Annotated in this window: 26 protein-coding genes; 21 read left to right on the top strand and 5 right to left on the bottom strand. The window is 58.2% G+C overall.

Translation table 11 applies throughout. The features are described 5' to 3' along the window. Nucleotide 1 precedes the first annotated feature (1 nt). Entirely contained in the window at nt 2–1,621 is a 1,620-nt protein-coding gene (locus tag HWY05_RS26475; RefSeq protein WP_176060152.1) for a Mu transposase C-terminal domain-containing protein, read from the bottom strand. 503 nt (nt 1,622–2,124) lie between these two features. Beyond that, nucleotides 2,125–3,009, bottom strand: coding sequence for a LysR family transcriptional regulator (locus tag HWY05_RS26470; RefSeq protein ID WP_176060151.1), 885 nt, complete (start codon nt 3,007–3,009; stop codon nt 2,125–2,127). A gap of 299 nt (nt 3,010–3,308) precedes the next feature. Between HWY05_RS26470 and HWY05_RS26465 the strand changes: the two genes are divergently transcribed. The 7 genes from HWY05_RS26465 (at nt 3,309) to HWY05_RS26435 (ending at nt 9,509) form a co-directional block, all read left to right on the top strand. Further along, nucleotides 3,309–4,148, top strand: a complete 840-nt coding sequence (locus HWY05_RS26465; RefSeq protein WP_244146716.1) for a transporter substrate-binding domain-containing protein — start codon at nt 3,309–3,311, stop codon at nt 4,146–4,148. Nucleotides 4,149–4,366: 218 nt separating this feature from the next. Further along, nucleotides 4,367–5,095, top strand: coding sequence for an amino acid ABC transporter permease (locus tag HWY05_RS26460; protein ID WP_176060149.1), 729 nt, complete (start codon nt 4,367–4,369; stop codon nt 5,093–5,095). A gap of 9 nt (nt 5,096–5,104) precedes the next feature. Beyond that, nucleotides 5,105–5,788, top strand: coding sequence for an ABC transporter permease subunit (locus tag HWY05_RS26455; protein ID WP_176060148.1), 684 nt, complete (start codon nt 5,105–5,107; stop codon nt 5,786–5,788). Beyond that, on the top strand, nt 5,785–6,519 hold the full coding sequence (locus tag HWY05_RS26450) for an amino acid ABC transporter ATP-binding protein (protein ID WP_176060147.1): 735 nt from the start codon (nt 5,785–5,787) through the stop codon (nt 6,517–6,519). Before HWY05_RS26455 ends, HWY05_RS26450 begins: the two co-directional genes overlap by 4 nt. A gap of 187 nt (nt 6,520–6,706) precedes the next feature. Then, a complete protein-coding gene (locus HWY05_RS26445) occupies nt 6,707–7,903 on the top strand; it encodes a pyridoxal phosphate-dependent aminotransferase (protein ID WP_244146705.1) in 1,197 nt (398 codons plus the stop codon). A gap of 101 nt (nt 7,904–8,004) precedes the next feature. Further along, nucleotides 8,005–8,790: an SDR family oxidoreductase gene (locus tag HWY05_RS26440; RefSeq protein ID WP_176060145.1), complete on the top strand. Its 786-nt coding sequence runs from the start codon at nt 8,005–8,007 to the stop codon at nt 8,788–8,790. A gap of 20 nt (nt 8,791–8,810) precedes the next feature. After that, the gene (locus HWY05_RS26435; protein ID WP_244146704.1) at nt 8,811–9,509 is read left to right on the top strand and encodes an RraA family protein; all 699 of its coding nucleotides are present in this window, start codon (nt 8,811–8,813) and stop codon (nt 9,507–9,509) included. Between the two features lie 198 nt (nt 9,510–9,707). Here the strand turns inward: HWY05_RS26435 and HWY05_RS26430 are convergent, their stop codons facing one another. Next, nucleotides 9,708–10,193 (bottom strand): hypothetical protein, encoded by a 486-nt coding sequence (locus HWY05_RS26430; RefSeq protein WP_176060144.1) that lies wholly within the window; start codon nt 10,191–10,193, stop codon nt 9,708–9,710. Nucleotides 10,194–10,239: 46 nt separating this feature from the next. Here HWY05_RS26430 and HWY05_RS26425 point away from each other — a divergent pair, with 46 nt between their 5' ends. The 11 genes from HWY05_RS26425 (at nt 10,240) to HWY05_RS26375 (ending at nt 20,746) form a co-directional block, all read left to right on the top strand. Beyond that, nucleotides 10,240–10,572: a metalloregulator ArsR/SmtB family transcription factor gene (locus HWY05_RS26425; RefSeq protein ID WP_176060143.1), complete on the top strand. Its 333-nt coding sequence runs from the start codon at nt 10,240–10,242 to the stop codon at nt 10,570–10,572. Next, complete coding sequence (locus HWY05_RS26420; protein ID WP_176060142.1) at nt 10,569–11,027, top strand: ArsI/CadI family heavy metal resistance metalloenzyme; 459 nt, start codon at nt 10,569–10,571, stop codon at nt 11,025–11,027. The genes HWY05_RS26425 and HWY05_RS26420 overlap by 4 nt, the downstream gene beginning before the upstream one ends. Continuing rightward, nucleotides 11,024–11,545, top strand: coding sequence for an arsenate reductase ArsC (locus tag HWY05_RS26415; RefSeq protein WP_176060141.1), 522 nt, complete (start codon nt 11,024–11,026; stop codon nt 11,543–11,545). The genes HWY05_RS26420 and HWY05_RS26415 overlap by 4 nt, the downstream gene beginning before the upstream one ends. Next, complete coding sequence (gene arsB, locus HWY05_RS26410; protein WP_176060140.1) at nt 11,532–12,599, top strand: ACR3 family arsenite efflux transporter; 1,068 nt, start codon at nt 11,532–11,534, stop codon at nt 12,597–12,599. The genes HWY05_RS26415 and arsB overlap by 14 nt, the downstream gene beginning before the upstream one ends. 42 nt (nt 12,600–12,641) lie before the next feature. Beyond that, entirely contained in the window at nt 12,642–13,352 is a 711-nt protein-coding gene (locus HWY05_RS26405) for a hypothetical protein (RefSeq protein ID WP_176060139.1), read from the top strand. 6 nt (nt 13,353–13,358) lie between these two features. Continuing rightward, nucleotides 13,359–14,633 (top strand): MFS transporter, encoded by a 1,275-nt coding sequence (locus tag HWY05_RS26400; RefSeq protein WP_176060138.1) that lies wholly within the window; start codon nt 13,359–13,361, stop codon nt 14,631–14,633. Between the two features lie 26 nt (nt 14,634–14,659). Then, nucleotides 14,660–15,019: a GNAT family N-acetyltransferase gene (locus HWY05_RS26395; protein WP_176060137.1), complete on the top strand. Its 360-nt coding sequence runs from the start codon at nt 14,660–14,662 to the stop codon at nt 15,017–15,019. 1,400 nt (nt 15,020–16,419) lie between these two features. Then, nucleotides 16,420–18,393, top strand: a complete 1,974-nt coding sequence (gene acs, locus HWY05_RS26390) for an acetate--CoA ligase (RefSeq protein WP_176060136.1) — start codon at nt 16,420–16,422, stop codon at nt 18,391–18,393. A 55-nt stretch (nt 18,394–18,448) separates the two neighbouring features. Further along, on the top strand, nt 18,449–19,048 hold the full coding sequence (locus HWY05_RS26385) for an acetate uptake transporter (RefSeq protein WP_176060135.1): 600 nt from the start codon (nt 18,449–18,451) through the stop codon (nt 19,046–19,048). Between the two features lie 255 nt (nt 19,049–19,303). Beyond that, a complete protein-coding gene (locus HWY05_RS26380; RefSeq protein ID WP_176060134.1) occupies nt 19,304–19,543 on the top strand; it encodes a hypothetical protein in 240 nt (79 codons plus the stop codon). Nucleotides 19,544–19,708: 165 nt separating this feature from the next. Further along, on the top strand, nt 19,709–20,746 hold the full coding sequence (locus HWY05_RS26375; RefSeq protein WP_176060133.1) for a zinc-dependent alcohol dehydrogenase family protein: 1,038 nt from the start codon (nt 19,709–19,711) through the stop codon (nt 20,744–20,746). A 24-nt stretch (nt 20,747–20,770) separates the two neighbouring features. Here HWY05_RS26375 and HWY05_RS26370 read toward each other — a convergent pair whose 3' ends face one another. Continuing rightward, complete coding sequence (locus HWY05_RS26370; RefSeq protein ID WP_176060344.1) at nt 20,771–21,295, bottom strand: universal stress protein; 525 nt, start codon at nt 21,293–21,295, stop codon at nt 20,771–20,773. Between the two features lie 60 nt (nt 21,296–21,355). Beyond that, nucleotides 21,356–21,628 carry a hypothetical protein gene (locus HWY05_RS26365; RefSeq protein WP_176060132.1) on the bottom strand — a complete coding sequence of 91 codons (273 nt, stop codon included), beginning with the start codon at nt 21,626–21,628 and terminating at the stop codon, nt 21,356–21,358. A gap of 298 nt (nt 21,629–21,926) precedes the next feature. Between HWY05_RS26365 and HWY05_RS26360 the strand changes: the two genes are divergently transcribed. The 3 genes from HWY05_RS26360 (at nt 21,927) to HWY05_RS26350 (ending at nt 24,389) form a co-directional block, all read left to right on the top strand. After that, nucleotides 21,927–23,399, top strand: coding sequence for a glutamate decarboxylase (locus HWY05_RS26360; protein WP_244146703.1), 1,473 nt, complete (start codon nt 21,927–21,929; stop codon nt 23,397–23,399). Nucleotides 23,400–23,526: 127 nt separating this feature from the next. Beyond that, nucleotides 23,527–24,087 (top strand): DnaJ C-terminal domain-containing protein, encoded by a 561-nt coding sequence (locus tag HWY05_RS38430; protein WP_347880820.1) that lies wholly within the window; start codon nt 23,527–23,529, stop codon nt 24,085–24,087. Next, nucleotides 24,084–24,389 carry a chaperone modulator CbpM gene (locus HWY05_RS26350; protein WP_176060130.1) on the top strand — a complete coding sequence of 102 codons (306 nt, stop codon included), beginning with the start codon at nt 24,084–24,086 and terminating at the stop codon, nt 24,387–24,389. Before HWY05_RS38430 ends, HWY05_RS26350 begins: the two co-directional genes overlap by 4 nt. Nucleotides 24,390–24,400 lie beyond the last annotated feature (11 nt).

Genomic DNA, 24,400 nt, shown 5'->3' with positions numbered 1-24,400 from the left:
CCTACCACTGTTCGACATCGTACGCCGTCACAGGCGAGTCATAGTTCACCTGTTCCGCGTCCCGTTGTTCGAGTTGCTGCTGGGTGCCTTGACGGTCGAGCATCCCTACAGAAGGAATGCTTTGTAGTCTCGAACGCCGACGCCTCCGTGTGGCACGCGTCGCATTCACGATCACGCTTCGCTGCTGCATGACCGTCTCAAAAATTTCCCTTTCCGAGATCGTTCGCTGTCCTCTCGCCCTGATCGCTTTCAAGGCTGCCCGCTGTTCGAAGAGCGAGATGGGAGGCCGTCGCAAGTCCGCGTAGCGCACCTCTATGTAGCTCTTCTTTCCCGCACTTACGAATACCCGCGACAGGTCTTCGGGATGGTAACGAACAGTCACAGCTCGGCGTGTCTCCCGCCACGCGGCGAACAACGGATGCCAGTACCGGATCCGAAATAAGTTGAGGCCGTCCGCCTGAATTGTTCGTAGCTCGACTGGCAGAAACCTTATCAAAAATTGAAGTTCTGCATCCGGTGCATTCGGCAGATATCGGGCCTCGGCCGAACTGGAAAGCTCGCGCCACTTTTCGGCAGGAGGAAGCTCAGACAAGCCGCGATGAGGGCTTTGGTGATATCGTCTTCCGATTTCGATCGTCATCCATTGTTCGAAGTCCCTTAATGTCAGGCTGGCGGTTTTCTCCGCTTGGCGAGCCTTGCGTCCTTTTGCGGACGATCCCGTCGCTCCTGGCAACCCACGCACGCGCTCCATCAACGTCCGGTTCAACCGTTCAATGTGGCCACCAAAATGAGGCTTACCGACTGGACGATACATGAGGTCAATGCCATATTCACGGCACCCGCTGCGGAGCGCCCTGCTCTTGAACTCAGCTGCGTTATCGAGATGCAGGACACGCGGAATGCCTCGCATGGGCCAGTCTGCTTCTACGCCTATCTTGGCAAGCCATGACGCTTTCGGCAACGCCACCCGCGTGAGAAGCAAGCCAACCGTGGCCGCACCGGGCCGCTCCATTCCTAAGTAGAAACCCAGCACGCACCTCGACGCAACGTCAAGTGCGAGGGACAGCCAAGGTCGGCCAATGACCTGCCCGTCCAACTCGCTCACCAGCAGTATGTCGGCTTGCGTATGATCGATCTGGACGATATCAAGCGGATACCGGACCCCGAACGTGCCGGGTGCAACCATCGATTCGGGAAGTGCAGCTCGTGCCAATGCGTCCTGCTGGCGATATGCTGTCCATCGGCGAGCCACCGTAGACCGACTGGGAGAATCCAGGCCCACAACCGCACATCGACGTTTTATTTCAAGCACCAGATCGGTTGCTGGATGGGCTAGTTGCCGTTGCGCGGGTAACCACTCATGCACGACATCGTCGATGACAGTCTCAACCGCGGCATCCAGTCGGCCGCCTGGTATGCGACCGCAAGGCGACGGCTGCAAAGTGCTCGTCACAGGATTCGCGAGAAAGCGGCGACGCAGGCGATAGACAGTCGCCCAGTGAACGTTGAGCAATTGCGCCGCTCGTTTCGCCTGCTCCCGGGAAAGCACGCCGTTTCCAAGCGGTCTAAGCACTGACGCTATCTTCGCTGCCCGAGCTTCAGTCTCTTCTGAGGAAGCCATGTCTACCCCCAATAGGCAGGAAGGACGCGCTAGCAGCATTAAAGAACATGAAATCGACGCTAGCAACGTTAGTGGACAACGTGTCACTCAGTCGTTGTATCGCTACAACAACGCAAAATCGTTGGATTTTCCACTTTTCGCTCGGTATGTATGACGTTTTTCGACAAATTCGGCGCTAGCAGTTTCGTTGACACGGCTAGCGGCAATTGTGAGCACCAACAGCCGCTGAAACCGTCGGCACCGCTGTTGTGCGTGTAAATGTATGCACCGCCCAGTTGCAAGGCCGGAGTCAGTTGGTACTTCAGGTTGACTTCACCCGAGTTGAACGTCGCGCTGCCGCCTCTGTATTTCGGTGCGCTGATCGCGCCACCTGCTGATACCGAGCCGAGGTTGCCGAAATGTGTGTTCGAATATTCGAGACCGACCGTTGCCGGTCCGAGTGCGTACGAACCCCCGACGACGAAGATCTGCTGCGACGACGCCGATGCGTATCTAATATCCCTCTAGTTGACTACGCCGTCAGCTTGCGCTTGCGCAGCTTCGAGAATCCGCAACGCTAGCAGATTGGCAGCTGGCTGGCGGCTATGTGCAGGACGCTCGACCAAGCCAACTTCCCTGAAGAAGGTGGCTTCGCCAAGATTCAAAGCGACAACCCCCTCCGGAAGCGACAACGCAGATGTAGACGGAAGCAGCGCCACTCCTGCACCACGCCGAACGAGTTGAACGATCCCTTGCAGTTCATCAAGCTCGATTGCCTCCTTCACAGAAATTTTCGAGCGACGCAGAAATTGATCGACCAGCCTGCCGTCAAAAGCGTTTCGATCGTAGCGGATGAACGGCTCCGATTCCAGCAATGCTCGCCACGTGAAGCCTTGATGTGTCCTGGGTGCCAGCAGGAAGAAGGGCTCAGATAACAGCACTCTCCACTGTAGATCCGCGGGGAGAGTGAACCGTGGTTTGATTATCACCGCCATGTCCACCTCCCCAGAATCCACCTGTCCCAGCAGATTCAGGGAAACCCCAGGAACCAGCCTCACACGGCATTCCGGATTCTCAGATCGGAAGATTGCAAGTGCGTCCGCAAGGAATGACGCCTGCGCCGAGGAGATGGCGCCGACCCGGATCAGACCGGCACGGGAGCTTGCCGCGCTACGGCCAAGCTTTGAATAGGCCGCCATGATTTCGTCCGCTACAGCAAGAGCTTCGTAGCCAGCCGAATTTAGCACGGCTTGCCGGCCGCTCCGATCAAATAACGCGAGGCCAAGCTCCTCCTCAAGCCTATGGATTTGCGCACTAACAGCCGATTGCGTGAGTCCGATATTGGCGCCAGCACTAGCGAACGATCCGTAGCGCACCACGGCCAAGAAGGTCTGAAGTTCCCGAAGCATCGCGACTCATCAAAAAAAATGTTCACAAGGGCAAAAACATATCGTTTTCGGTGCTTTATTTTTCGCCATAGACTACCTCTAACGATTCATCTTGAGAAGTGACGAACTGTACCTCGTGAATTTCTAGGGGTGAACCCTAGGTGACCAACGAACCGCGCTGCGGCTTGTGCGCCCAGCTTCCCGCGCACTTCAGAATAAAGATTTTCATGTCGAGATCAATCTAAAGAGGAGTATTAACCATGCTTAAGAGCCTTAAGGTGTTATCAGGGATCGCTTTGCTGGCAGTCGCTTGCAGTGCCATGGCTGACGATCTGGGTCCCACCCTGCAGAAGATCAAAGACACCGGAATCATTTCGCTTGGCGTGAGATATGACTCTCCCCCGTTTAACTACAACCTCGGTGGTAATCAGCAGGCTGGATATTCCTACGACATCAGCACAAAGATCGTCGATGCCGTCAAGCAGAGACTGAATATGCCGACATTGCAAGTGAAGGAGCTGAGCGTCACTTCTCAGAACCGGATCCCGCTGCTGATGAACGGCACAATTGATCTCGAGTGCGGCACGACGACCAACAACCTGGAGCGCGAGAAGCAGGTGGGATTTTCAACCTCCATCTTCGTCATCGGCACTCGCCTTCTTGTCAGGAAAGACAGTGGAATCAAGGAGTGGTCGGATCTGAAAGGCCACAACGTGGTTGCGGCAGCGGGATCGACCGGTGAGCGCCTGCTGCGAAACATGAACGATAAGGAAAAACTGGGAATGAACGTCATCGGTGCCAAAGACGTCGGGGAGGCATTCTTGATGCTGGAGTCTGGCCGCGCTGCCGGATACATGGACGACGACGCAATCCTGTACGCTGAGCGGGCAAAGGCGAGATCGCCCCAGGACTGGGTGGTGGCGGCTAAGCCGTTCACCCGGGAAGCTTATGGCTGCATGCTCCGAAAAGACGACGCACCGTTCAAGAAGCTGGTGGACAACGTCATTTCCAAAATGATGACGGACGGTTCGATCAACAAGCTCTACACCAAATGGTTCACGCAGCCGATACCGCCGCGGGGATTCAACGTTGATTTCCCCATGTCTTCCGATATGAAGGCGCTTATCGCCAACCCGAACGATAAGGCGCTTGACGAGTAGTGTGCCTGTGTCGAACCTTGCCGTAGCGGAAGGCAGTCGCTTTCCGCTACGGCAACGACCGGTACGCACAAACTCGTTACCCAATCGGCGCGCAGGCGTGTGCTCATATCCAGTGACTACACGAAGCGCAAGATCCACGTTTTACATTTGGCGAACGCCGAAAGACCGCGAACTAGCCTTAGGAGTTGCGCGGGTCGGGACGCGGTCATACGGATACCATGCCTTACCTCTTCCACTGGGGCGTATTTCTTGAAAAAGCCTCGGCCAGCGAGACGTACCTTGACTGGATAGTATCCGGGCTGAAGGTAACCATCGCCGTTGGGTCAGTTTCCTGGATCATCGCCCTTTGTATTGGCTCCGTTCTCGGCGTGATGCGCACGCTACCAAACAAATGGGCCTCCGGATTCGCCAGCGCGTACGTTGAACTCTTTAGAAACGTTCCGCTTCTGGTGCAGTTGTTTATCTGGTATTTCGTCGTTCCAGAGTTTCTGCCATGGGGAACGGCAATCAAACAGATGAACCCTGTCACCCAGCAATTCCTGGCCGGTGTCATCTGTCTTGGAACATTCACGGCCGCCCGGATTTGCGAGCAGGTGCGCTCCGGGATTGGTAGTCTTTCGCGTGGCCAAGGAAACGCAAGTCTCGCCCTGGGTCTGACATCTCTACAGACATACCGGTACGTCGTGCTACCGATGGCGTTCCGTATTATTGTGCCGCCACTCACAACGGAGTTCGTCAACATCTTTCAGAATTCTGCGGTGGCTTCAACCATCGGCCTTCTGGATCTGGCCGGCCAGGGGCGCCAGTTAGTCGACTACACGGCCCGTCCTTATGAGTCGTTTATCGCGGTAACGCTGTTGTACTGCCTCCTGAACGTGGCTGTCATGATGCTGATGCGCTGGATCGAACGACGCGCTCGAGTTCCCGGTTATATCAGCACCAAATAAGAGATCAATATGGCCTACGCATTCGATTTCAGTCTGATTAATCCCGCTAACCTTAAGGTGCTTGGCGAAGGCATGGTGGTATCCCTCGAGATTACATTGACGGGCGCGATCGTCGGCATTGTCTGGGGCGCCATTCTCGCGATGATGCGTCTATCCTCGATTCGGCCGTTGAGCTGGTTTTCGGAAGGGTACGTGACCGTGTGCCGCTCCATTCCACTGGTGATGGTATTGCTGTGGTTCTTTTTGATCGTTCCGCAATTGCTACAGAAGGTATTAGGTCTGTCGGCCGCCTCGGATCTACGGATGACGTCCTCGCTGATCGCCTTCTCGCTGTTCGAGGCCGCGTACTGCTCAGAGATCATCCGCGCGGGTATTCAGGGCGTTCCACGTGGTCAGCTATTCGCCGCACAGGCGCTGGGGATGCACTATGGACAGGTCATGCTATTGGTCATCCTGCCGCAGGCCTTTCGCAATATGGTCCCGCTGCTTCTGATGCAAGGGATCATCCTCTTCCAGGACTCATCGCTCGTCTACGTCAGTGCACTAGCAGACTTCTTCGGCCGAGCCTATGACATCGGTGAGCGCGACGGACGCACGGTCGACATGCTGCTGTTCGCCGGCGTCGTCTATTTCGTGATCTGTTTCTTCGCTTCCCAGTTGGTAAGGCGTCTCCAGAAAAGGGCTTCCATATGATCGAGATAAACAACGTATCCAAGCATTACGGGGCTTTCCAGGTACTAACCGATTGCACCACCCAGATCGCCAAGGGTGAGGTGGTGGTGGTATGCGGCCCGTCTGGATCGGGCAAATCCACGCTAATCAAGACCATCAATGGCCTGGAGCCGATACAGAAAGGCGACATCCTGGTAAATGGTACGCCCGTATGCAGCCCGAAGACGAATCTTTCCAGGCTTCGGTCAAAGGTAGGCATGGTGTTTCAGCACTTCGAGCTGTTCCCACACCTGACGATCACCGAGAACCTGACGCTCGGGCAGATCAAGGTGCTGGGCCGCAGCAAGGACGAGGCGACCGAGAAGGGCCTGAAGCTGCTCGACCGCGTGGGCCTAAAGACGCAGGCGGACAAGTTCCCCGGCCAGTTATCGGGCGGCCAGCAGCAGCGCGTAGCCATTGCTCGCGCGCTCTCAATGGACCCGATCGCCATGCTGTTCGACGAGCCGACGTCGGCGCTTGATCCCGAGATGATCAACGAGGTGCTCGATGTGATGGTCGAGCTTGCGCGCGAAGGGATGACGATGATGTGCGTGACACACGAGATGGGGTTCGCGAAGAAGGTTGCACACCGCGTGATCTTCATGGACCATGGAAAGATACTGGAGGACACCCCGAAGGATGAATTCTTCGGCAACGTTGAGGAGCGAACCGATCGTGCGAAACAGTTCCTTTCGAGAATTCTCCATCACTAACCTGTTCTCGACGAAAGGTTGCGCGCTGCCGCGGTGATTTGATGACGGTTGAAGTTTTTGTTGATCATTCAATCGATCAAAATATTTGGTGAGTGGCAAGGATATATATTGATATTCATCTGAGTAGCTTGCCACTACCATGATGATCACGCTGTAGATTAAATTAGGAAAACGAATGTTATCGCCTATGCTTTCCCAACTTCTTGGTGCGGTGAAACCTTCACCGACACTCTCCATTACCAAACGTGCCGCCGACATGCGTCGAAGGGGCATCGACGTTGTCAGCCTTTCTCAGGGAGAGTCAGACTTCCCTACGCCCGAACATATCTGTGATGCAGCGAAACGTGCAATCGACTCCGGTGCCACACGCTATACCGACGTTGATGGCACCCCCGAGTTGAAGGAAGCTATCGTTCGGAAGTTCTGGCGTGACAACAGCCTTTCGTACGATGTCAGCGAAATCAGCGTTGGCACCGGTGGCAAGCAGGTTATTTTCAACGCCCTATTCGCTTCACTCAATCCTGGCGACGAGGTCATTCTCCCGGCACCCTATTACGTCTCGTACCCCGACATGGTCCGGTTGATCGGCGCTGTGCCTGTCGAAGTCCAGTGCGGCGAGGCACAGGGGTTCAAGATCACTGCAGAGCAGCTTCGCGAAGCCATTACGCCTCGCACCAAGTGGCTGATCCTCAACTCCCCAGGCAACCCCACTGGAGCAGGTTATTCGCGCGCAGAACTGGGCACCCTGGCAGCGGAGCTCCTCAGGCATCCGCACGTTATGGTGATGACGGACGACATTTACGAACACATTCGTTATGACGGATGGCAGTTCTCGACTATTGCCTCCGATACGCCAGAGTTGCGGGAGCGAATTCTGACCGTCAATGGCATGTCAAAGGCTTACTCGATGACCGGATGGCGTATCGGATTCGCCGGCGGCCCAAAGTCGCTGATCGAAGCAATGGCAACCGTCCAGTCGCAAAGCACGAGCAATCCCTGCTCCGTCTCTCAAGCTGCTGCGCAAGCCGCATTGGATAGCCCGATGGATTTCATCAAGGAACGCAATGACGCTTTCCAACGCAGGCGTGACACCGCGTTAGAAAAATTGAACGCGATCGACGGCATTCGCTGCAGACGTCCGGAGGGCGCGTTCTATCTCTTTCCGTCCTGCGAAGGTCTGATCGGCAGGGCGACACCAGAAGGAAATATCCTTCAAAACGATGTTGACCTTTGTGACTACCTGTTCGACTACGCGCGCGTTGCAGTGGTGCCCGGAATCGCGTTCGGCACGGGTGGTCATTTCCGGATTTCGTTTGCGACGTCAGACGAGCGTTTGGCGTTGGGGTGCGATCGAATCAGTCAGGCTTGCGAACTGCTGAGATGAAAATCTGGCGGATTTGCATCTGCATATAGCTGAAATCTGCACAAGCATGCTTGCCCGATTATCAGGCACTTCCGTATCTATCGAACACTAGTGAGTTTTCCATGGACCTGGGTATCAAGAATCGCGTTGCACTTGTCATGTCAGCTGGAGGTGGACTGGGCTCAGCCATTGCGTTGGCACTCGCTCGCGAAGGCGCGATGGTTGCCGTATCGGACCAGAACAGTAAAGCGCTCGAAGACACCGTGTCACGTATTCATGCCGCCGGAGGAATCGCGCACGGTTTCCAGGCCGATCTTGCCGACCTCGAGAAAATTTCGACCCTGGTCGCAGATGTCAGGAGCACGATCGGCGATCCGGAAATCCTGATCAACAATTCCGGCGGACCACCGCCCTCGCTGGCCGCAGGCGTGGCACCGCAACAGTGGCGAAACCAGTTCGACGCGATGGTTGTGTCATTGATGCATCTCACGGACCTGCTGTTGCCGGCGATGAAACAGAAAGGCTGGGGCCGCATCATCACGAGTACCTCCTCCGGCGTCGTCGCACCAATACCCAACCTGGGCATGTCCAATGCGTTACGTCTGGCCCTGGTGGGCTGGTCGAAGACGCTTGCCAATGAAGTCGCCGCCGATGGCATTTGCGTCAATGTCGTCCTGCCGGGACGAATAGCTACTGACCGCATCCGCTCACTGGACGAGGCGCGTGCAAGTCGTGAAGGCAAGACCTACGAAGAAGTCGTAGCTGCAAGTACGGCGTCGATACCGGCAAGGCGCTATGGGAAACCTGAAGAATATGCTGACGCAGTGGCCTTCCTTGCCAGCGAACGTGCTGCTTTCATTACGGGCTCCGTGGTACGCGTCGACGGCGGCATGATCCCCAGCATTTAATCAATATCTTTAAGGAACAGATGATGGAAACAACTCAAGTAGTGCGAAGCGCCGCGGATCGAGAGGCTATTCGCCAACGCTTCCTGTTAGTTGATACGTCTAACGTCGCGGATGTGCTCGACACGCTCGGTTTGTTCAACCAGGGGCTCTCGTCGGTCCTTACCCCGTATCCCGCCTCCAGTGGCAAGCTGGCGGGCTGGGCATATACGATTCGCGGCCAGATGTCACCGTATGAACTCGGCGGCGACCCGGACAAGATGCAAGCGTGCGCAGGGGTGTCGACAGGCGATATCACGGTCTGGAGCGGCGACGGCGAAGGCGTCTGCTATTTTGGCGAGCTCATCGCCATCGGAATGAAAGAGCGAGGCTGCGTAGGGTCGTTAGTCGACGGTGGCATTCGCGATATTCGCTGGATTGCCGACCAGGATTTTCCTGTGTTCGCGCGCTATCGCACTCCGGTGCAATCCATTGCGCGTTGGAAGGTCAATGGCTGGCAAGTGCCGGTAAGCGTCCGCGGCGCCACTTCACAGTGGGTAGCGGTGCGCCCCGGCGACTTCGTGCTCGGCGATGAAGACGGTGTTCTGGTCATTCCAGACGAAGTGGTCGATACCGTGCTGGTTGAAGCAGAACGCCTGACGGAGAAGGAACGGCTCATCCGTATCGACTTGCAACAAGGGCTTAGTCTAGCTGAGGCGCTAGCGAAGTATGGGCATGTCTGATCATGTAGTGTCGCCGGGTTGAACTGACTAAATTTTCAGAAGAGGCCGATAAGAGCTCGGTCGTTCAACTCGGCTCTACGACAGTCGCTTAATGGTCGAACTCCGCCCGATGCAGAAAAACCGTGAAGAGTTTTCGAAAATCGCCCAATGTTCCTAGCCGATTCGGCGGGAGGTGCCAGTCACATGTCCGAGTGGCGCTCACCAAAACAGCGGCAGCGATTCGGCGACCATCTGGCGCCGACGCCGCGGCGACGCTGATCGACTGGTCCGCGTCGCGGTTTTGCTGCCGGCTGAACCAAGCCGCCGGTTCAGATCTGACAGCGCCAGACAGACGGACGTGCGCGCGGGCGTCCCCGTCAGTGCCAGTTCAAGCTGGTCCAGCAGTGTTCTCGCAGACTCACTTCCCGTGCCCTCTTTCCTGCGAACTTCCGCTTCTGCATAAGGCCGCTCCCCTGTAGCTGCCGACATACGCGTTGGCTTCTGTCGGGTGTCACTAATAATGAAAAATGCGTCGTTGAATTTAAGGCGATTTTTCATCAATAACGGCAGCGTGCGGCCAGCGCGTGCCACGGAAAGTGACACATCCGTTGAGCTTTGCCAGGCTAACTGAAAAAAACCGGCGATCGCGGAGTAGCGGCCGCTAGGCCTCGTTGAAACAGATCCCAAGGTCAGTCGAAAGAACATTTCCATAATACTTGAAATGTGGAAATGATGCGCCTATGCTTCGGACATGGACTCAAACCTCGTCGTACGCGCCTTGAGCGCTCTTGCACATGAATCGCGATTGGCCATTTTTCGAACGCTCGTCGTTGCCGGACCCGATGGCATGCCGGCTGGTGAAATTGGACAACAACTTAGGCTCGCGCCATCCAGCCTGTCTTTTCACCTGAAGGATCTTTCGCACGCGGACCTTGTGAGGGCGCGTCAGGAAGGACGCTTTATCTACTATTCGGCCAATTTCGACGCAATGAATGGCCTTGTCGGTTTTCTCACCGAGAACTGCTGTGCGGGCGCGACATGCGCGGCGAGCAGCCCTCCAGCCTGCTGCGGAGATGAATCATGAAGCGAATGCACGTCCACGTATCTGTCCAAAGCCTGAGCGAGAGCATCCGTTTTTATAGCGCGATGTTCGGAAACGTTGAGCCGACCGTGCTCAAAGCCGATTACTGCAAATGGGAGCTGAAAGATCCCGCAGTGAACTTCGCCATTTCCCAGCGTGGCGCAAAGCTCGGTGTCGACCATATTGGAATTCAGGTCGAGACCGACGAGGAATTGGCAGAGATGAACGCTCGATTCGCCGCTGCAGATCTGCCCGTCGAAGAGCAGACGGGTGCGACCTGCTGCTACGCGAAGTCAAACAAGGCTTGGACGGTCGATCCGCAAGGCGTCGCATGGGAAACCTTCAGGACGCTCGCGGCCGCGCCAACCTTCGGGGAGTCGAGGAATGGACCCGATCATTCGTCGGAGGCCTGCTGCACCCCCACCGCATCCACCATTCAATTCCGGAGTCGCACGTGACCGACCGACCATACTCAATCCTCATCCTTTGCACGGGCAACAGCGCGCGCAGCATCATGGCCGAAGCGCTTTTCAACGTGCTAGGGAAGGGGCGCTTCCAGGCGTATAGCGCAGGAAGCCATCCCGGTGGAAAGGTCAACCCTTTCGCTGTTGAGCGCTGCGAGTCACTGGGCTACGACGTTTCGCAACTACGCAGCAAGAGTTGGGACGAATTTGCGACGCCTGATGCTCCGCATATGGATTTCGTCATCACAGTCTGCGACCAGGCCGCCGGCGAAGTCTGCCCGATCTGGCCGGGCAAACCAATGACCGCACATTGGGGTTTCGACGACCCGGCCGCGTTCGAGGGCACGGATGAAGAAAAGCGCCAACTATTCAGCAAGGTGTACCGGCAGATACTCGGCCGGGTGAGCCAGTTCGTGAACTTGCCGCTGCACGTATTGGACGGCAATGCCATTCAGCGCGAGTTACGCGCGATCGGTGAGCGGCCAGCAGAGGGCTCGAATGAGCAGCACTGAACACGCCGGTTCGGCATTGAAGCCCGGCATTGGCTTTTTCGAGCGGTACCTCACGGTGTGGGTGGCGCTGTGCATCGTCGGCGGCATCGTGCTCGGCCAACTGCTGCCGGGCGCGTTTCAAGCTATCGGCCGCATGGAGGTTGCCCACGTCAACCTGCCGGTGGCGGTGCTGATCTGGATCATGATCATCCCCATGCTCGTGAAGATCGACTTTGCGGCCATGACCCAGGTGAAGAGCCAATGGCGTGGCATTGGGGTGACATTATTCGTGAACTGGTTGGTTAAACCGTTTTCGATGGCGCTGCTTGGCTGGATTTTTATCCGCCACGTATTTGCACCATGGCTGCCGGCAGACCAGCTCGACAGCTACATTGCCGGGCTGATCCTGCTTGCAGCCGCGCCTTGTACCGCGATGGTGTTTGTCTGGTCGCAACTGTGCAAGGGCGATCCGTATTTCACGCTGTCGCAAGTGGCGTTGAACGACTCCATCATGATCGTGGCCTTTGCGCCGCTCGTCGCTCTCCTGCTGGGGCTGTCGGCCATAACGGTGCCGTGGGATACGCTCATTGCCTCAGTCGGCCTATACATCATCGTGCCGGTCATTCTCGCGCAGATAATCCGACGCTTGTTGCTCGCGAAAGGCGACGCGCATTTTCAGCGACTCGTGGGAAAGCTCGCTCCGTATTCGATTTCGGCGTTGCTCGCGACACTCGTGCTCCTGTTCGCTTTCCAGGGCGAGGCCATCGTTCACGAGCCGCTGATTATCGCCATGCTCGCGGTACCTATCCTTATTCAGGTCTTCTTTAACTCAGGCTTGGCGTACCTGCTCAATCGCAGGCTAGGTGTTGCCCACTGCGTTGCCGGACCGTCGAGCCTGATTGGTGCAAGCAATTTCTTCGAGCTGGCCGTAGCCACCGCGATCAGTCTCTTCGGATTTCACTCGGGCGCGGCGCTGGCTACAGTGGTCGGGGTGCTCATCGAAGTGCCAGTCATTTTGCTGGTGGTCGGCATCGTCAATCGCTCGCAACGCTGGTATGAAACCAAGTCCGTCTGACCCAAGGGCTCGCGAACAAGAGGCATAACTGGGAGGTGCGTCATGACAAATGCTGACAGCAATACCTGTTCGCTGTTGTCTGGTTCGGGCGGTCTGCACTGCAACTCGATGCAAGCCTTCATTGCGCTGCGATTGAGTGCGGCCCGGGTTTCCGACGACATAAGAAATCTGGACGCCGGTGGACCGACTGCACCGAGTCGTTTGCCATCGCCCAGCGTATCCGCCGCGACGTTGGCTGATGCCCTGTCTCGAGCGCTTAGCCGAAAGTCCGGTCAGCTAGCGGAATCAATGGTTTTGACCGCCACTCGAAGCGAACATGAGAGCGTAATGCGCTTCGTCCTCGGTGGCACGACGACCGCGGCTGTGCTGTTGCTGGATGTGCCGGTCCTATTTCGGATTCCGAGTTGCGATTGGGAAACCCCGCTCCTGCGAACGCGCAATCGCCTCTCTGACGACGGTATCAAGCTCTATGCCGTTTTGATGAATGACAGCAGTGAACGCAGTCTTTCAGGTGCATTGCGTCGTGCACGCTATCGCTACCAAGCCAATCGGTTCGCCCGGTTTTGCGACACGAACGGCATCGGGCTGCTAACCAACGACGAGATGCCGGCTGCTCGAACGGTCGGAGAAACTCAAGACGGCTTGGCGTCGTCGATAGTGTCGGCGTTAATGTCCGCACGTCACTTCTGCTGCGGAGCTTTCCGCATCGGCAAAGCAGAACCCGCGGCGGGTATCCGCGTCCTATCCCTTTGAGGTCGCATGTCAAGCTTACCCGTCGACCGCCGAAGCGAAAAAGCAGGACAAGTCGGTCACCGCGCAACGTGGGCGCTTGCCATCGCGCAGCTCGTGTCGTGGGGATCGGTCTATTACGCGTTTTCGCTCTTCGTGGTTCCGATGGAGCGGACGATGGGATGGAGCCGTACGGACACCAATGCGGCCTTATCCCTGGGCCTTCTTGTCTCCGGACTCGCGGCTTATCCGATAGGCATATGGATCGACCACGGCCACGGCAGGAAAATCATGATGGCAGGCTCCATCCTGTCGACAGCGATGCTGCTGTTATGGTCACAAGCTCACGCACTGGCTACGCTCTTTGTCGTTTGGATTGGGTTAGGTGTATCGATGGCGGCCACGCTGTACGATCCGGTGTTCGCGGTAGTAACGCGCGACTACCCCGGTAGCTTCCGCACAAAAATAACGCTCATCACGCTGGTCGCCGGGTTTGCCAGCACCGTGTTCATCCCGCTGACCCAAGGCTTCGTCGACTGGTTCGGATGGCGAGGCGCGCTGATCGCGCTCGCTGCGGTGAACCTCACGATCAGTCTTCCCATCCACGCGAGCGCGATCAACCGAAACCGCGCGGCTGATGCAACGGCCGGCGACAGGGCACGAGTGAAGGCGGCTAACAGCGCTTCGACACATCGCGCGCTGCGCACTCCGACGTTTTGGGCACTGGCTGTGTGTTTCACTGCCTATTACGCCACATTCGCGGCGCTGACGTTCCACCTGGTGCCGCTCATGGTCGCACGCAAGGTCCCAGCGGGTTGGCTGTTGGCCACCATGGCAATCATCGGTCCCGCTCAGGTGGCCGCGCGTGCACTCTGGTTTGCTGCCGGCCGCAGCGTGCGGCCAGCGTTGATCGGCGTGATCGTCACTTCAGCGTTTCCGGTTTCGGTTCTCGTGCTGCTGTACGCGGGAACTTCGCCCTACATGTTGCTGCTGTTCGGGCTGGTGTACGGAGGAGCGAACGGCATGATGACGATCTTGCGCGGAACGATCGTCCAGGATGTGATGTGGACCGAGGGTTACGGCGCCATCAGCGGGCTGCTCTCCGCTCCGTCGAACATTGCCAAAGGCATCGCGCCAATTTCCGCTGCAGCGCTGTGGACCATCCAGCGAGACTATGCGCTAGTCGAGTGGGTGATTCTCGGAGTCTCGCTCGTATCGACGGTGGCGTTTCTGGTCGCGATGCGGCTCGCCCCTAGTCAGCGGGCCATCGAACACTGCGTCGCTGCCGGCGTGATGCGGAAGTGACGACGTTAAGAGGAGTGGGAATCGCGATGAAAACACGTGCAGCAAGCGCTGAAGACTATGACTTCATACGGACCGTCCTGGTCGCGAGTGACCTTCCGGTTGAAGACCTCTCGGAAAATGCGCCGATCCGATTTCTCATTGCCGACTACTCCGGCGGTCAGTTCGGTGGCTGCATCGGCTTGGAGGTGCATGCGCGCGACGGCCTGCTGCGCTCACTGGCGGTGCCGTCGAACCTGCGAGCGCGTGGCATAGGAAGGACCCTGGTCGACGCGTTACAAAGCTTGGCTGCGGCAGAAGACATTGAGCGACTTTGGCTCCTGACGACGACCGCAAGTGCCTTCTTCTTGCATGCCGGATATGAAGTCACCGATCGTATTACGCAATAAACTTGTCAACTTTGCGACATTAAAGTCGTCAACTCGCGGGTCTGCTCCGCGTTGAATGCCGCGAAGGCTTGCTGGTCAACGGTTTCCGGGACGCGAATTAAACATGTCAACTGCTTCACGTTCGTTACGAGCAAAACGCACAACGTTTAGACGCCGCCGCTGATTCGGTTGCTGACCAAACGTGCCAGTTTCACCACGGGCACAAGCCGGCCAGGAAGAGACACCCGATGCCACCGCCGTTTGGACATTCGTGCGGCCGCTTCGCTCCGTCAACGGCCCTTCGACCACCGATGATGTACGTCGCGCGGCTGGCCGTTGCGGACGTTCAGACTTCGAATTGGGTGAGACGGCTCCATGTCGCTTTCCTACCGTCGACGCACGAGGGACTTCCAACGTCGGATTGCAAGGTTAGCGAACGCGTACCTGGCCATATTGAGACCTTGGAGCAGTTTCTGTGAAAGACTGCTTCGAAGTCCATTGGCACCGTTCCGGCGACGAGCGGCCTGGCTGTGAACTACACCGAACATTCCGCTGGCCCCGGCTGCGCGCGCCGTCCGATTTACGGCCGGGATGTGATATTCATGGGCTCGGAGGCGGAGAATAGTCGGGTTGTCCCTTCGTTCGAGCATGGTCCGACTATAAAATGAAATTTTCGTGAATACGCGTGCGGCGCGCAGCGGCTCACACTGCCCCTACGTGCAAGTCGAACTATTTTCGATCTGGTCAATCATCAATAGCAGACGCATCACGCGCCGGGCACCATCTGGAAGCGAGGATTGCCTCATTTGCAGCACTGCGATACGGCGGTGCCAATAGACCAGTCCTAAAGCGCTGTCGGCAACGAGTTGGGGGACTATGCGCTCTAGATGGGTGAGATCTTTTTCAAACTGATGATGCGACACATTCCTCCCATGTAAGATGTCCAAACCGCCTGAGATATAAAACTCAGGAATCGATGCATCAATCCTTCACTAATGTCGCTGAATAGCGCCACTTGCTTGCATGGGGATCAATGCGCGCGTCATTGGCACGTCGTGATTCCGCCCGTGCACTATCCGCCTGTTTTAGCACGAGTGCTTGAGCCTCGCGCGACAGAGCATACTCGCTCACTTTGCCAGTCGTACGTGGTGCAACTCTGAGTTGCGATTGCATGACGGTTCCAGAAGAAGGGGGGCGCTGAGCGCGACCCGCCTGCTGACTGTATACCCATCGCGGTTTCCCGCCGGTACGCCACCGTACCGACTTCCCGCCGTCGCGCGAGCATCGTTAATGCAAGCCCTTTATCTTTTGTCACTGGACCGATTTCGCGGATCGCATCGTCACGCACGGCGCAGCAGGGGCTCCGTCAGTAAACGGGAAGCACCTGTCAAGCGCGCATGAAAGCGTGCAAGGGAGACACAATGTCAACCACCGATTCGATTCTGGAGGAGCCGCAGGCCTTCCTTCCGCACGCCAGTGTAGAAGCTTACGCCGCCATTTCCGGCATGGATGCCTACCGCGCGTTGGTCGCCGAGGCTGAACGCGATTACGCGGGATTCTGGGCGCGCCGGGCGCGCGAGACGCTCGATTGGAAAAAGCCGTTCTCGACGGTTCTGGATGAATCGCGCGCACCGTTCTATGAATGGTTTAACGACGGTACCCTCAATGCGTCCTACAACTGCCTCGATCGCCACGTCGAAGCCGGTAACGGCGACCATGTCGCGGTGATCTTCGAAGCGGACGACGGCACCGTCACGCACGTGACCTACCGGCAATTGCTCGAACAAGTCAGTCGCTTTGCCAATGCCTTGCGGACCCGTGGTGTGAAGAAGGGCGACCGCGTCGCGATCTATATGCCGATGTCGATTGAAGGCATCGTGGCGATGCAGGCATGCGCTCGCATTGGCGCGACGCACACCGTCGTGTTCGGCGGCTTCTCGTCGAAGTCGCTTAATGAGCGGATTGTCAATGTGGGCGCAATCGCGCTGATTACCTGTGATGAACAGATGCGAGGCGGCAAAGCGCTCCCATTGAAGAGTATCGCAGACGAGGCCCTTGCGATCGGCGGCTGCGAGGCGGTGAAAAGCGTCATCGTCTATCGACGCACGGGCGGCAAGGTTGCGTGGCACGAGGGACGCGACCTGTGGATGCACGAGCTCACGCAAGCCGAAGCACCCACGTGTGAACCGGAATGGGTGGCTGCGGAACATCCGCTCTTCATTCTCTATACGTCTGGTTCTACGGGGGTGCCGAAGGGCGTGCAGCACAGCACGGGCGGCTTCCTGATGTGGGCCGCGCAGACCATGAAGTGGACTTTCGACGCAAAGCGTAGCGACGTTTTCTGGTGTACCGCCGACATCGGCTGGATTACCGGCCACAGCTATATTGCCTACGGTCCGACGGCGATCGGTGCGACCCAGGTCGTGTTCGAAGGCGTGCCGACGTACCCGAATGCAGGCCGTTTCTGGGAGATGATCGCGAAGCACCGGGTGACGGTGTTCTACACCGCGCCGACCGCGATCCGTTCGCTTATCAAGCTGGCCGCGTCCGATCCCAAAGTTCATCCGAACCGTTACGACCTGTCGAGTTTGCGTCTGCTCGGCACAGTCGGCGAACCGATTAACCCCGCCGCATGGACGTGGTTCTACGAACACGTCGGCCATAGCCATTGCCCTGTTATTGACACCTGGTGGCAAACGGAAACGGGTGGTCACATGATTGCACCAATGCCTGGCGCGACGCCATTGGTACCGGGCTCGTGCACGCTGCCGCTACCGGGCATCATGGCCGCGGTCGTCGACGAAACCGGGCAGGACGTGCCGAACGGACAGGGCGGCATTCTCGTCATCAAACGGCCGTGGCCGTCGATGCTGCGCGGCGTCTGGGACGATCCGGAACGCTACAGGAAGAGTTACTTTCCAGAAGAACTCGGCGGCAAGTTGTATCTCGCTGGCGACGGCGCGGTGCGTGACGAGGACACCGGCTACTTCACGATTACTGGGCGTATCGACGATGTGCTCAACGTATCGGGCCACCGGCTCGGCACGATGGAGATCGAGTCGGCACTCGTCGCGCACCCACTGGTGGCGGAAGCCGCGGTCGTCGGCCGTGCAGACGAGACGACTGGCGAAGTTGTCATCGCGTTCGTGGTGTTGAAGGGCGAGCGGCCAACTGGCGATCAGGCGACCAGGATCGCGGCCGAATTGCGCAATTGGGTCGGCAAGGAGATTGGGCCGATCGCGAAGCCGAAAGAAATCCGCTTCGGCGAGAATTTGCCGAAAACGCGTTCGGGCAAGATCATGCGTCGCTTGCTGCGCTCGCTGGCGGCTGGAGAAGAAATCACGCAGGACGTATCCACGCTGGAAAATCCGGCGATTCTCGATCAGCTCGGGTGATGGATCGCGTAGGCCGCGAGATTGCCAGAACGTTTTTTATTTTCAGGGGCAGGCCATGGCCAGCGCACCGATCCGAATTACATTTGCGAACCCCGCGCCACTGGGTCTCGCCGGCTTTGCATTGACGACGTGGCTGCTGAGCATGATCAACGCCGGCTGGTTTTCAGGCGAGTCGATGGGTCTCGTACTCGCTTGTGCACTCGCTTATGGTGGAACTGCGCAGGCCATTGCCGGGGTGATGGAATTGCCGCGCGGTAATACCTTCGGCGCGACAGCCTTTCTCAGTTATGGCGCGTTCTGGTGGTCATTTGCACTGTTCGTGCTCTTTTTACACGACAAGGTGCCTCCGGCGTTCGTCGGCTGGTATCTGTTCCTTTGGGGTGTCTTCACGTTCTACATGTGGCTGGCCACCTTTCGCTCGCCTCGCGCGCTGCAGTTCATTTTTCTGGCGCTATGGATCACCTTGGGGTTGCTGGCTGGAGGAGAGTGGACGGGTTCAGGTCTGGTGCGGATGGCAGGCGGCTATATGGGGCTCGTCACCGCAGCGCTCGCGTTCTATCTGTCCGCAGCCGATGTAATCAACGAAGTGCATGGACGGGTCGTTCTCCCGGTCGGCGATCCACGGATACTTAGCCGGCATGCTGTGGCGCTCTGATCGTCGCAAGCGGCGCCGACAGCGGATTGTTTCGAGCCGTGAAAGTGGGCGTGAGCGTGACGGATGTAGTAGCACCTGGGCCGATCATTAAAGCGGCAAGCCAGCCGGATGTAGCAATCAATGACGGTCTGAGCAGCACCGAAGCGTACCGCAGGTGCGCCGATGGCAAATGGTGCTTGAGAAATTCTGGCCATCCGTTCTTGAATTGCTGGTGTCGGACACTAACCGTGTTGCCTATGCGGGAGGCCAAACGTTATGAACTTGTCGGGAAAAGTGGACGGCGCCGGCTGGACGGTCACGGCTAGCGCGCGCGAAAGCGGCGCTGAATTCGGCTGTTTGATCGGCATGAGCATTGCCGCGCCAGCCGGGGTTGTCGTGCGTGAATTCACGCACGACCGAACCTTCAGTACGCCGCAGGAGGCTGTGCTGGATGGCTTGAGAGCAGGCATGTCGTGGGTCGCGTTGACGACGTCGAACACGATTAACGCCGGCTAGCGGCACAGCGTTTCCCGGCGAGCGCCGCTTCCACCAGGCGAACTCAGCATCCCAACGACGCTGCAGACCGTTTTCAGGTGATGAAAGCCGTGCGTCAGTTCAACTACCCAAAAAAACATGTATCGCTGTGCAGACACCGATCTAAATCAACTGGAGCTATCGACAATGAAAGCACTCGTTTATCTTGGTCCTGGCAAGAAGGCCGTCGAAGAACGGCCCAAGCCGGAGATCGAGGCGCCCACCGACGCCATCGTCAAGATCACAAAGACCACGATTTGCGGCACAGACCTGCATATTCTCAAAGGCGACGTCGCGACTTGCCAGCCTGGGCGCGTGCTGGGCCATGAAGGCACCGGCGTGATCGTTCAGGTCGGTTCAGGTGTTACTGCGTTCAAGCCGGGGGAACGCGTCCTTATCTCTTGCATCAGCGCGTGTGGGAAGTGCGAGTACTGCCGCAAGCAGATGTATTCCCATTGCCTGAGCGGCGGCTGGATTCTTGGCAACAAGATCGACGGTACGCAGGCCGAGTTCGTGCGGATTCCGCACGCCGATACCAGTCTTTACCGGATTCCCGACGATGCCGACGAAGAGGCGCTGGCCATGCTGAGCGATATTCTGCCAACGGGCTTCGAGTGCGGTGTGCTCAATGGGAAAGTGCAACCTGGCAGTACTGTGGCCATTGTCGGAAGCGGGCCGATCGGGCTCGCGGCATTGCTCACGGCGCGCTTCTATTCTCCCGCCGAAATCATCATGGTCGATCTGGACGACAACCGGTTAGAGACCGCGAAGCGTTTCGGTGCGACCGCGGTGATCAACAGCGCGGATGGCAATGCGGCGAAGGCGATCATGAAATTCACCTCTGGACGTGGCGTTGATACCGCCATCGAAGCGGTCGGCATACCTGCAACTTTTGAGTTGTGCGAGGCGATCATCGCGCCGGGCGGAACGCTTGCTAATGTCGGCGTGCATGGCGTGAAGGTGGATCTGCATCTGGAACACCTTTGGGACCGGAATATCACAATCACCACGCGACTGGTCGATACCGTAAGCACGCCAATGCTGCTGGAAACGTTGCGCTCCCGCAAGCTTGATCCCAGGCTTCTGATTACCCATCGCTTTACATTCGGGCAGATCCTCGATGCGTACGATACCTTTGCGCGCGCGGCCGACACGCGCGCGCTCAAGGTGATCATCGCGGCCTAGCCTGCAGCGATGCATGGGGCGCGGTTAGCGGGGCAGTTCGTACACTGCCGCGGCGACATCGGCATGACCGTGTCTGGCGGCGTCCACGACACTGGTTTGCGCTTGCCGGCTCGGCACCAGCAACACGGGGAGGCTTGCGCTGCGCACGACGCGTTCGGCCACGCTGCCTAGAAACAGACGCTTGAAACCTCGCCGCCCATGTGTGCCAAGCACCAGCAGGTCCGCGTTGAACTCGTTGGCCGAAATGCGGATTCGCTCGGAGATGTCCTCGCCGATCGGTGTGACGTCGACGATCCGCGGCACGCCTGCCACGTTTTCATGCTTCATCCGCGCCAGTGCATCCGCCAGCAGTCGCTGGCCTTCCTCAACAAAGGCATCGCGCAGGATCGTCGGATCGTAGCCAGACGCGTCGTATGCCATCAATGGGTTGTCGACGACATAGAGCGGCTGCAACTGCGCGTCATTGTCGTGCGCGAGTTGCAGCGCACTGTCGAACGCATGTTCAGACGTCTCGCTGCCGTCGATCGCTACCAGAATGCGTTTATACATGTTGTCCTCGAAGAATTCATTCGGACGGCGGCGGCCGTCGCGAAATTGCATTGTGTGCGCTCAAAGCGCCGCAGCCTGAATCTTGCCGTCCACGATGTCCTTGCCGAACTGCATGGCAAGGTCGATCGCATCTTTGAAAGTGGTGGGGCTCGCTGCGTCGAAGACCGTCGAATAGCGTCGCGCATCCGCTTCGCTCGACGGGATCGTGTCGATTCGCACCACCGAGGAAAAGCGCCGCGCGCCCTTGGCATACGGGTCGTCGAAAGGCGGGAACTGCTGGCTCGCGTAGGCACGTAACTCGTGTCCGTTGTATGTCGCAGTGGGGATGATCATGATGACGGGCTCCTTGACGAACGGTTTATTCCGCTGGGCTCCGCCCAGATATCGACGGCGTAACAGACAATCGGAAATAGCACAGTGAATAGCACTACCTTGCGCTCAATGACGGCGTAATGCAACGAACAGATCGCCTGGAATGCCGCAGTGCGGTACGGCACCGTACCGACTTCGACCGGTCCTGCGCGCACCGTGAATAGGGAAGCTCCTCCGTCTGCCGAATATCGCCAATCCATTTGCTCAGGTACTCGGTTATGTACCTGTCGCGCTCATTTCATGTCTGGAGTGTCACGTCATGACCTTTCTCAAGTCTCCGCCATCCACGCCCGACGCCGTCGCTGATGAATACGCCGCGACGATCTCCGGCTCTTCGCTCCCGAAGTACCGGATTCCGAAGACATCGTCCGACCGCCGCGCCGTATTCGATCTGGTGCGCGACGAATTATTCATGGACGGCAACTCACGGCAGAACGTCGCGACGTTTTGCACCACTTACGCCGACGACGAAGTTCGGCGCCTGATGGATCTGTCGATCGATAAGAACATGATCGACAAGGACGAATATCCGCAAACCGCCGAGATAGAGATGCGGTGCGTGCATATGCTCGCCGATCTGTGGCATGCCACGAAGTCGTGGAAGGCCACTGGTTGTTCGACGACGGGTTCGAGCGAGGCCTGCATGCTCGGTGGTCTCGCGCTGAAGTGGCAGTGGAAAAAGCGCAGGCAAGCGCAAGGCAAGCCGACTGACAAGCCGAACTTCGTCTGCGGACCGGTGCAGGTGTGCTGGGCGAAATTCGCGAGGTACTTCGACGTTGAGATGCGGCAGGTGCCGCTCAGCGGCGACGCGACCGGACTACGGCCGGAAGATCTAGCCCAGTATTGCGACGAGAACACAATCGGCGTCGTGGCCACACTCGGTATCACGTTCACCTGCGTCTATGAACCGGTGAAGGCGCTGGCGGGCGCGCTAGACGCCTTGCAAGCCAACGTCGGCCTCGATATCCCGATTCACGTCGATGCCGCCAGCGGCGGCTTCGTCGCACCGTTCATTCAGCCTGACCTCGAATGGGACTTCAGCGTGCCGCGCGTCAAATCGATCAATGCGTCGGGTCATAAATACGGGCTCGCGCCGCTCGGGGTCGGTTGGGTAGTCTGGCGCAGCACACAGGACCTGCCCGGCGAACTGATCTTCCGCGTCGACTATCTGGGTGGCGACATGCCGACGTTCGCACTGAATTTCTCCCGGCCGGCCGGACAGATCATCGCGCAGTACTACATGCTGCTGCGCCTGGGCCGTGAAGGCTATCGACGTATCCAGCAGGAGTGTGCCGACACCGCGCAAGCGCTGGCCGACGGGCTGGCGAAGATCGACGCACTAGAGATGATTTACGACGGACGCGGCGCGTTGCCGGCTGTCTGCTACAAACTGAAGCATCCAGAAACGGCGGGCTTCACGCTATTCGATCTGTCCGACCAGGTACGCATGCGCGGCTGGCAGATCGCCTCGTACGAGTTGCCAGCAGGACGCGAGGAGACCATCGTGCAACGCGTGTTGATCCGGCGAGGCGTACGGCGTGCTCAAAGACACAGAGAAGCGCGCGGCCTACGACCGGCTGGGCGACCAGTGGCGCAATGGTCAGGACTTCAAGCCGCCGGCCCAGTGGGACGAAGGCTTCGAATTCAGCGGCGCGGACAACCCCGGCACCGAGGATGCGCGCTTCAGGGAATTTTTCGACGCCCTATTTCGTGGCCGGGAAGCCGGTGGTGATCGTGCGTCGACCAGCCAGGCACGGCACACTGCCGGTGCCGGTCATGGACGCGCGACAGATCAGGAACTGGAAGATGCTTATGCCGGCGTCGGCTTCTCGGTTCCCGGTGAGGATCATCACGCCAAAGTGGTGATCGATCTGGAGGATAGCTATCGCGGAGCGCAGCGCACGATTTCGCTGGAGACGCCGGTGCTCGATGCGAGCGGCCGTGCCATGCTGAAGTCGCGCACGCTCGATGTCTCCGTTCCGAAGGGCGTGCACACTGGGCAGCACTTGCGGCTTGCCGGCCAAGGGGGGACGGGCTTCGGAGAAGGGCGCGCTGGAGATCTGTACCTGGAAATCACGTTGCGCCAGCATAAACTTTTCAGCGTCGACGGCCGCGACGTGACGATCGTCGTGCCTGTCGCCCCTTGGGAAGCAGCGCTTGGCGTGCGCATTACCGTGCCGACGCCCGACGGCGCCGTTGAAATAGCTGTACCCGAAGATTCCCGCGGAGGCCGACGCTTGCGCTTGAAAGGCAAGGGAATTCCAGCGAGCGGTGCGGCGGGGACACCGGGCGACCTCTATGCGCAGTTGAACATTGTTTTGCCGCCGGCTGACAGCGAGCAGGCACGCGCGGCTTACGAGACTTTACGACAGGCGTGCGACTTCGACCCGCGTGCGCATTTTTCTGGTGATACATCATGAACGAACCGCGCACTGGCTGGCTCGAATGCCTGATCGTCGAGGAGCAGGTGGAGTTCACGCTACTCGAATTGTGCCGGGTGTCGGGCGCTTCTGAAGTTCAACTCGTTGAATGGATTGAGCATGGAGCGATTGAGCCGAAATCAGTCAGCGAGGACGATGGCCCGCACTTCGACGGAGTGTCATTGCGCCGCGCCCGCAAGGCTCGCCGTCTCGCGCAGGATCTCGAGATCAACGCGGCGGGCATCGCGCTCGCACTCGATCTGCTTGACGAAATCGCAGCCTTGCGAGCGCGCAGTATCTGAGGCGATACGGC

The organism is Paraburkholderia sp. BCC1876 (assembly GCF_902833695.1).
Classification (GTDB): Bacteria; Pseudomonadota; Gammaproteobacteria; order Burkholderiales; family Burkholderiaceae; genus Paraburkholderia.
The sequence above is the reverse complement of the archived record's forward strand: the minus strand, read 5'-3'. Positions and strand labels throughout refer to the sequence as shown.

Excerpts from the sequence above, each read along its gene's own strand:
- HWY05_RS26400 (WP_176060138.1), top strand. The coding sequence starts at position 13,359 with ATGTCAAGCTTACCCGTCGACCGCCGAAGCGAAAAAGCAGGACAAGTC.
- HWY05_RS26365 (WP_176060132.1), bottom strand. The coding sequence starts at position 21,628 with ATGATCATCCCCACTGCGACATACAACGGACACGAGTTACGTGCCTAC.
- HWY05_RS26350 (WP_176060130.1), top strand. The coding sequence starts at position 24,084 with ATGAACGAACCGCGCACTGGCTGGCTCGAATGCCTGATCGTCGAGGAG.
- HWY05_RS26405 (WP_176060139.1), top strand. The coding sequence starts at position 12,642 with ATGACAAATGCTGACAGCAATACCTGTTCGCTGTTGTCTGGTTCGGGC.
- HWY05_RS26440 (WP_176060145.1), top strand. The coding sequence starts at position 8,005 with ATGGACCTGGGTATCAAGAATCGCGTTGCACTTGTCATGTCAGCTGGA.
- HWY05_RS26420 (WP_176060142.1), top strand. The coding sequence starts at position 10,569 with ATGAAGCGAATGCACGTCCACGTATCTGTCCAAAGCCTGAGCGAGAGC.
- HWY05_RS26460 (WP_176060149.1), top strand. The coding sequence starts at position 4,367 with ATGCCTTACCTCTTCCACTGGGGCGTATTTCTTGAAAAAGCCTCGGCC.
- HWY05_RS26455 (WP_176060148.1), top strand. The coding sequence starts at position 5,105 with ATGGCCTACGCATTCGATTTCAGTCTGATTAATCCCGCTAACCTTAAG.
- HWY05_RS26430 (WP_176060144.1), bottom strand. The coding sequence starts at position 10,193 with ATGTTCTTTCGACTGACCTTGGGATCTGTTTCAACGAGGCCTAGCGGC.
- HWY05_RS26465 (WP_244146716.1), top strand. The coding sequence starts at position 3,309 with ATGGCTGACGATCTGGGTCCCACCCTGCAGAAGATCAAAGACACCGGA.
- HWY05_RS26470 (WP_176060151.1), bottom strand. The coding sequence starts at position 3,009 with ATGCTTCGGGAACTTCAGACCTTCTTGGCCGTGGTGCGCTACGGATCG.
- HWY05_RS26425 (WP_176060143.1), top strand. The coding sequence starts at position 10,240 with ATGGACTCAAACCTCGTCGTACGCGCCTTGAGCGCTCTTGCACATGAA.
- HWY05_RS26435 (WP_244146704.1), top strand. The coding sequence starts at position 8,811 with ATGATGGAAACAACTCAAGTAGTGCGAAGCGCCGCGGATCGAGAGGCT.
- HWY05_RS26375 (WP_176060133.1), top strand. The coding sequence starts at position 19,709 with ATGAAAGCACTCGTTTATCTTGGTCCTGGCAAGAAGGCCGTCGAAGAA.
- HWY05_RS26445 (WP_244146705.1), top strand. The coding sequence starts at position 6,707 with ATGCTTTCCCAACTTCTTGGTGCGGTGAAACCTTCACCGACACTCTCC.
- HWY05_RS26395 (WP_176060137.1), top strand. The coding sequence starts at position 14,660 with ATGAAAACACGTGCAGCAAGCGCTGAAGACTATGACTTCATACGGACC.
- HWY05_RS26450 (WP_176060147.1), top strand. The coding sequence starts at position 5,785 with ATGATCGAGATAAACAACGTATCCAAGCATTACGGGGCTTTCCAGGTA.
- HWY05_RS26360 (WP_244146703.1), top strand. The coding sequence starts at position 21,927 with ATGACCTTTCTCAAGTCTCCGCCATCCACGCCCGACGCCGTCGCTGAT.
- acs (WP_176060136.1), top strand. The coding sequence starts at position 16,420 with ATGTCAACCACCGATTCGATTCTGGAGGAGCCGCAGGCCTTCCTTCCG.
- HWY05_RS26380 (WP_176060134.1), top strand. The coding sequence starts at position 19,304 with ATGAACTTGTCGGGAAAAGTGGACGGCGCCGGCTGGACGGTCACGGCT.
- HWY05_RS26475 (WP_176060152.1), bottom strand. The coding sequence starts at position 1,621 with ATGGCTTCCTCAGAAGAGACTGAAGCTCGGGCAGCGAAGATAGCGTCA.
- HWY05_RS26370 (WP_176060344.1), bottom strand. The coding sequence starts at position 21,295 with ATGTATAAACGCATTCTGGTAGCGATCGACGGCAGCGAGACGTCTGAA.
- arsB (WP_176060140.1), top strand. The coding sequence starts at position 11,532 with ATGAGCAGCACTGAACACGCCGGTTCGGCATTGAAGCCCGGCATTGGC.
- HWY05_RS26385 (WP_176060135.1), top strand. The coding sequence starts at position 18,449 with ATGGCCAGCGCACCGATCCGAATTACATTTGCGAACCCCGCGCCACTG.